The organism is Sulfitobacter sp. HI0129, assembly GCF_001635395.1.
In the GTDB taxonomy this organism is placed as follows: domain Bacteria; phylum Pseudomonadota; class Alphaproteobacteria; order Rhodobacterales; family Rhodobacteraceae; genus Sulfitobacter.
The window spans coordinates 1-6,334 of record NZ_LWGH01000463.1; the positions used below are offsets into that span (position 1 = coordinate 1).

The window sequence follows — 6,334 nt, forward strand, 5'->3', positions numbered from 1 at the left end:
CTGTGGTGGGCTGTCCATCAAGACAAGGTCGAAATCACCTTCGACCTGGGACAATGCGTTTCGGATGCGCGTAAAGAACGGCTGGTCAGGGTTCGAATGGACAGCAGATTCAGTCTCGAATTCAGACAACATGAGGCGCGACGGCGCAATCGAAAGCCCGGGGAAGTAGGTGGGAACGACGACATCGGCCATGCTTACTGGATCGTCGTAACGGATCGCGTCATAGACAGTCAGCCCATCAAACTCGATTTCCGGGCTGATGCCGCACATGGATGTGAGAGACCCCTGGGGATCCAGATCAACGACCAACACGCGGTAGCCGCGAAGCGCAAAATAATGCGCAAGATGGATACTCGTGGTGCTCTTGCTCGACCCGCCTTTGAAGTTCATCAACTGCCAAACTTGCAGTTTCTCGTCACCAGACCGTCGAGGCAGATAGCGCCCTTTCTTGCGTGACGACTTCTCTAGAATCTCGCGCGCATCCCATACCTCTTGCGCCGTGTAAAAGCGCCGCCCTCCACGAACATCTTCGGGCTCTGGGATGGTTCCTTCTGAGTGCAGCTTTCGCATGAACTGACCGGAGACCCCGAGGAGTTCTGCAGCCTCAGGTGCGGAAAAAGACCGTAGCGTTTTTGTGCTATCTGGGGCAAAAGCTGAAAGAAGATGCTCCCGGATGGCGGCATTCAACCGCTCGGAAATATCTGTCGCGAGCGCTGAAGGCTTCTCGTTTGCCAGTGGTGTCACAGGAATCATCTAGTTGCCCCAAAATCGAAAATATGGCCTTTTTCGCGCCACTTGGGGATAAAAGCCGTGATTCACAGCGCTAAGTCAAGATTTTTCCTCTATATAGTGTCTATTGAGGCGGGAAGAGACTATATGCGCGGACAGCGCTTGCTTCGGAATTTACAGCTGTAAACGGGCTGGCAGAGGTTCTCCTCTGCCAGCCGTTGGCTTAGGCGGCGTCTTTGGGACCCCAGGGGATGACGGCCTGCAGGGACAGATCGTCCTGGTTCGCGGCCTTGCCGAGGTTGGCGTTGAAGCCGTGGTCGCGGATGGTCAGCGTGTAGTAGTCGGCGCCGGTCTCCTTGTTCTGCTTTTTCCAGATGCCGCCGCACTCGACCAGCTTGCCGCGCGGGGAGCGGCCGAGCACGCGGTGCGTGGGGGCCATCGGGTTCGTGCTTGCGACGGGTTCGACCGTGATGTCGAGATCAAAAGTCAGGGTCGAGATGGAGCCGACGCCCTTGGCGGTTTCGATGTCGGCGCTGGTGAATTTGATGCAGTTCGTGGTCATTGCTCTTCTCCATGTTTGCGTTGCAATGATGGTCACCTTGCAGCTGGCCAAGGCCCGGCCACACCGAAGGCGAAGCGTAAGCTGGAGAGGGGCAGGCGCCGGTCTTTTTGGCGCGCGAGGAATGACCCGCAGGGTCAGGGGAAAAAGATCGGCGACAACCTTTGTGGACGGGGCGACAGCTGCGACCAGCATGTCATGCAAAGCAACACATCGGGAGAAGTGCGGTGGCCACGAAGGAAAAATTGGGTGAACAGCTGAGGGAGATGCCACGAGGGCTTTGGCTCCTTTCTAACTCACCGAAGATGAGACATAGTCCAGACGTCAAAGTCGCATCACTCAGGATTACTAGCTTGCCGACAGTCTTCGCTGAAGCGCCCACGATGCGAAGGAGTGCTCGAGGCGAACAGAGCGTGGAACGAAAGGCCGGGTCGCCACGAGACACCGCAACCATGCAATAGCCCCAAATGACAGCGCGGCTGGTTGGTTCGGTCAGACAATGCGACAAGATATTTGGTCAAGGGCCGCCGCTACCAACGGACAGAGCATACTGCTGCCTAGCTCTGGCATCAGTTGCCAACTTGCCCTTCCAGTGCGCATACTATACGTCATTGACACATACGCCGACGAAACCTATATGGGACAAGAGATGACACGATTGCAAACAGTGGTCGAACTGCCCGAATTCCAGAGGCGTGCCAAGGCAATCATGTCGGACCAGGAGCGAGAGGCGGCGATCGACTTTATCGCTGCCAATCCGGAAGCTGGCGTGTCTCTTGGCGGCGGACTTCGTAAGGTCCGCATCCCGAGAGAGGGGGGCGGAAAAAGCGGCGGCTTCAGGACGGTGTATGTCTTTGGCGGGACCCATATGCCGATCTTTCTGATCACGGTCTTCGCCAAGAATGAGAAGGCCAACCTGTCGAAGTCTGAGCAGGCCGCGGCTGTAGAGATGAGCAAGGCGCTTGTCGCGAAATATGGAGACGCAACATGAGTGCATTTGAATCCGTGTCCAAGGGACTGGAAGAGGCGCTGGCCTTCGCAGATGGCGATTTGGCCGGCGCAAAGGTGCATGAAGTTTCCGTGGCCGAGGTCGATGTCGCCGAAGTTCGGCAACGGACGGGCCTGTCCCAGGCAGAGTTCGCCAAGAGCATTGGCGTCGCGAAAGGCACGCTGCTGAACTGGGAACATGGGCGCCGGCACCCGACAGGCCCGGCTCAGGTTCTGCTGGCATTGATCGCAAAGAAGCCTTCTGTCGTGCAGGACCTTTTGCGCGGGGCGTGAACCGGGGCCTAGGCCCCGATCCTCTTGATGCGGATCCCGAGCTTGCGAGCCTTGTCGACGATATTCTCGGTGATACCCGAACCGGGCGTGGCGATCAGACCCTGCGGCATCGTCTCGAGCATCTTGTCGTTGCGCTTGAAGGGGGCGGCCTTGCCGTGGCTCTTCCAGTCGGGCTTGAAGACCACCTGGGTGACGCCGCGGGTATCTGCCCAGCGAGCCGCTATCATCTCGGCGCCTTTGGGCGTGCCGCCGTGCAGGAGCACCATGTCCGCGTATTTGGCATGCGTGGCGTCGAGGACGGACCAGATCAGATCGTAGGCGTGATAATCCCCGCCAGAGAAGGCGATCCGCGTACCTTCGGGGCAGTGCACCTCGGTCTCTTTGCGGCGCTTGGCCGAGAGATAGGCCCGGCTGTCCACCACGGCGGATGTGAGGCCGCGATGCGAGACCTTGGATCCGGTGCGCGGTAGCCAGGGTGAGCCGGTGGTGGCCGAGAAGTGATCCACGGCCAGATCGCGCATCTGCTCGAAAGCGTCGCGATGGTCCCAGAGCTTGAGCCCGATCATTTGGAGACGCTCGAGCTCGACCGAGGCGATCTCGGAGCCGTCCTGGATGGCGAGGCTTTCCCGGACCTCGAATTCGTTGTCGTCGAGGAGCTTCTGGATATGGGTCAGCCGGCGATGGAAGATCGAGGTCAGAGACCAGAGCATCTCTTCAAGATTGTCTTCCAACTGGCTGCCAGTGAGGAGGACGATGGTGGTGTCAAAGAGGGTCGCCATGGCGAGGTCTACCTCATCTGGCTGGGGCAGGGGGCGATGATCGGTCTCACCGGGTCCCGGTCTCGCGCCATGAAGTGCGAGGTGGTCGAGGATGGCGGAGGTCACGCCGGTCTCCTCTTGGATGTCTGTCTGATTGGGCATTGTCTGGTTCCTCTGTTGGATCTGACCCGATTTGGATGGGGCGATAACAGGACCGGCGGCGACCGGGCCGCATCCGTCAGGATCGGAGCAGAGCGGAGAATGTGACCCGGGCCGGAAAATTGCCCCCGCGAGGAATGCCCTGAAGGGGCAGGGGAATTTTCTGGTGCGTGGCGCATTGCTGCCCGGGCGAGGGGCACTCAGCCCCGACCCGCCGGTCCATCGCTCCCGAAATCCAAACGGGATCAGATCGAACCCGCGGAACCTTTGCTCTGTCGGACATCACCGGGGAGGTTGACGGTCACCCATCCTCAATCTCCAGACCTTGTGCTTTCATGGCCCCTAACAGGGACCGGCGCAGCGCATCTTTGCCAAATGCCCGCAGATCGTCGTTGAAATCCCCCATGGCCGGCACGAGGCCGCCACATGCAATTCCAAGCGATTCCAGCTGGTTACGCAATTTCGTTGATGCGTTACGTCCAGCTTCGTCATTGTCCCGCGCGATCCAGATGCGCTTTATCCCCGGCGGCGGGATGAAGAGGCCGAGATGGGTGGCGGTGAGACAGGAGGCAAGGTTGAATTCAGGAAGAGCCGTGCCGATCGAGAGGGCGTTCTCGAGCCCTTCGCCGACGATGAGATCGCTACGAGAGGTGCCGGACCAGAAGCGGATGGCATGCCCGTGCAGATGTCCAAGGATCCTTTTCGGGCTCTCGATCGCAGCCAGACCGCCGGTGGACGGGTCGAGAAAAACCCTTGCGCATCCGGTGATCTGGCCCCGATTGTCAGTGATCTTAGCCAGCAGGGCAGGGGCCCTTTGTGGCGGATTGGCGTCGTCTTCGCCCTGCCGCAGGAAGACCCGCGGGTGATAGCGCAGGGCCGGGCCAAGACGCGTGATCCCGCGACCTTGCAGATAGGTGGCGCCCAATGTGCCAAGCACCGGCTTGCCTGCGGAGAAGAGTTTGCGCGCCCGCGCGATGCGTTTGCTGGAGGCAGCATCCGGTCGCTCAGCCCTTTGGGTTTCACGAGGTGCGGCAGGGCAGGGGCCCTCACCGAGAAAGGACCGGGCCTCCCTCAGGGTTTCCTTCAGCGTAACCGATCCGAGCCGTTCATGAAGCAGGTCGATCAGGTCGCCGTATTCACCCGTCGCGAAGTCCTGCCAAGACCCAGCCTTGCGCCAGCCTTCCGCCTGCAGTCGGATCGCGAGACTCTGCCCTTTTGCGCCAGAGGTGTCGCCAACCTGCCAATAGTTGCCCTGCTTGCGGCCTTCGGGAAAATACTGGCGGCAGAAGCTCTCGGCGCGGTCTGCCAGATCGGCCGAGAGATCTGCGATGCTGCGCCGCGCGTTCATGCGGCGGCATCCGCTGCGCCGGCGCCAACCGGATGCTCGGTGAGAATACGCGCCAGCACGTCGATGCCGTCCACCGGAATGAACACCCGGGTCTTCCACTGGATCACCTCGGTGAAGCAGCCCATCGCTTTCAGGCCGGGCAGGGCCGTGCCCGACGCACCGATCAGTTCAAGCCTCGGCTGTCCCATGACCAGGGACCGGCGCAGCTGGTAACCACCGAGCAGGCTGAGGGTCGTCCTGGCGTCCATCACCGCGGCGAAGACCTCCTGCGGTGTCATCTCGATTTGACAATCGAGGCCGAGCCGCGCGTAGACATTGAGAAGCTGCTCCTGGCTGACCAAACGGCCGATGGCGCGCTCGCCGTCTTGGGTCTGCAGGCGATAAATGCGCATGTTGTCTGGGGGGAGCCGGTCCCAGATCGGCAGGAGCAACCCGCAGATCAGAGTGATCTTCGATGTGGTGAACTCCGGCACCGCGTCAACCTCGGCCTGCCAGAACTGTTCGAACATCGCATCATCTATCTCTTCCCAGTGTGATTTCGAGAATTCGGAAAGGGCGAGGATCTCTGTTGCCATGGGCCGCAGCAGTTTCACCCGCAGGATCGGTACACCGTCCTCATCCATGAAGGCCGGTGCCTTGACCATCAGGGCCGCGCGCTTGGAGGTCTTGTTCCAGCACAGCGTCGCGCCTTTCGTGTCAGCGCAGATTGCTTTGACGCGGGGCAGGGTGAGCGGATCATTGCGATCTGTGCGCTCCACGGTCAGGGCAGTCGCCGTCGCGCCCGTCGCGTCATGCTCGAAGATGACCTTGCGATCGACGATCTCGAATTTCTCGGCGCGCAGGGTCTCAAGGCCGACATCGAGCGTGCCTGCCTGACGCGCGTCCTCGATGATCGCCGAAAGAAACCCACCAAAGGCCTCGAAAATTGCGTCCTGCATGTCGATCCTCAGCGCAAGGCAGCGGTTCAGGAACTGCCGGATCGGCGGCAGATTCTCTTTCATCGTGCCGTCCGCCTCATCGAGCGTCAGCCCGGTCATCTCCTGGAATTTGGCGTAAGAGCAGGCCTCGATCTTGCCCGCACGCAGCTTGTAGAAGAACTGCCGCAGCGCAGCGCGTGCGTAGGGACTCTCAAGGTTGTCCTCGGCGCGGAACATGTTCTGCCCGCCGGTCTCGCGTTGCCCCTTGGTGATGGCACCGAGCGTGTCGAGGCGGCGGGCGATGGTGGAGAGAAACCGCTTCTCACCTTTCACATTGGTCGCGACGGGGCGAAAGAGCGGCGGCTGCGCCTGATTGGTGCGATTGGTGCGCCCCAGCCCCTGGATCGCATTGTCCGCCTTCCAGCCGGGCTCCAGAAGGTAATGCACCCGCAGGCGCTGGTTCTTGGCCTCCAGATCGGCATGATAGCTGCGCCCGGTGCCCCCGGCATCGGAGAAGATCAGGATGCGCTTAGCATCGTCCATGAAGGCCTGCGTCTCGCCGAGGTTGGAGGAGGCGGCGCGG

General features: G+C 60.8%; 7 protein-coding genes. 2 read left to right on the forward strand and 5 right to left on the reverse strand.

Going from position 1 to position 6,334, the window contains the following annotated elements; translation table 11 throughout:
- Both A3764_RS12630 and A3764_RS12635 read right to left on the reverse strand, forming a co-directional pair.
- Nucleotides 1-753 (reverse strand): AAA family ATPase (locus A3764_RS12630; RefSeq protein ID WP_150122165.1); only part of this gene is annotated, 753 nt, incomplete at its 3' end.
- Between the two features lie 199 nt (nucleotides 754-952).
- A complete protein-coding gene (locus A3764_RS12635; RefSeq protein ID WP_017470241.1) occupies nucleotides 953-1,291 on the reverse strand; it encodes a DUF736 domain-containing protein in 339 nt (112 codons plus the stop codon).
- A gap of 646 nt (nucleotides 1,292-1,937) precedes the next feature.
- Here A3764_RS12635 and A3764_RS12640 point away from each other — a divergent pair.
- Together A3764_RS12640 and A3764_RS12645 are read left to right on the forward strand one after the other, a co-directional pair.
- Complete coding sequence (locus A3764_RS12640) at nucleotides 1,938-2,279, forward strand: type II toxin-antitoxin system RelE/ParE family toxin (RefSeq protein WP_067263192.1); 342 nt, start codon at nucleotides 1,938-1,940, stop codon at nucleotides 2,277-2,279.
- Nucleotides 2,276-2,569, forward strand: coding sequence for a helix-turn-helix domain-containing protein (locus tag A3764_RS12645; protein ID WP_017468722.1), 294 nt, complete (start codon nucleotides 2,276-2,278; stop codon nucleotides 2,567-2,569). Before A3764_RS12640 ends, A3764_RS12645 begins: the two co-directional genes overlap by 4 nt.
- Nucleotides 2,570-2,577: 8 nt before the next feature.
- Here the strand turns inward: A3764_RS12645 and A3764_RS12650 are convergent, their stop codons facing one another.
- From A3764_RS12650 to A3764_RS12660, 3 genes are all read right to left on the reverse strand, one after another.
- Nucleotides 2,578-3,489, reverse strand: a complete 912-nt coding sequence (locus A3764_RS12650) for a DUF2493 domain-containing protein (RefSeq protein WP_067263177.1) — start codon at nucleotides 3,487-3,489, stop codon at nucleotides 2,578-2,580.
- 298 nt (nucleotides 3,490-3,787) lie between these two features.
- Entirely contained in the window at nucleotides 3,788-4,834 is a 1,047-nt protein-coding gene (locus A3764_RS12655; RefSeq protein ID WP_067263174.1) for a DUF7146 domain-containing protein, read from the reverse strand.
- Nucleotides 4,831-6,334 (reverse strand): strawberry notch C-terminal domain-containing protein (locus A3764_RS12660; RefSeq protein WP_201722428.1); only part of this gene is annotated, 1,504 nt, incomplete at its 5' end. The genes A3764_RS12655 and A3764_RS12660, both read right to left, overlap by 4 nt.

Bases quoted from the DNA above. Each gene is read 5' to 3' on its own strand.
- A3764_RS12650 (WP_067263177.1), bottom strand. From the start codon at position 3,489: ATGCCCAATCAGACAGACATCCAAGAGGAGACCGGCGTGACCTCCGCC.
- A3764_RS12640 (WP_067263192.1), top strand. From the start codon at position 1,938: ATGACACGATTGCAAACAGTGGTCGAACTGCCCGAATTCCAGAGGCGT.
- A3764_RS12635 (WP_017470241.1), bottom strand. From the start codon at position 1,291: ATGACCACGAACTGCATCAAATTCACCAGCGCCGACATCGAAACCGCC.
- A3764_RS12655 (WP_067263174.1), bottom strand. From the start codon at position 4,834: ATGAACGCGCGGCGCAGCATCGCAGATCTCTCGGCCGATCTGGCAGAC.
- A3764_RS12645 (WP_017468722.1), top strand. From the start codon at position 2,276: ATGAGTGCATTTGAATCCGTGTCCAAGGGACTGGAAGAGGCGCTGGCC.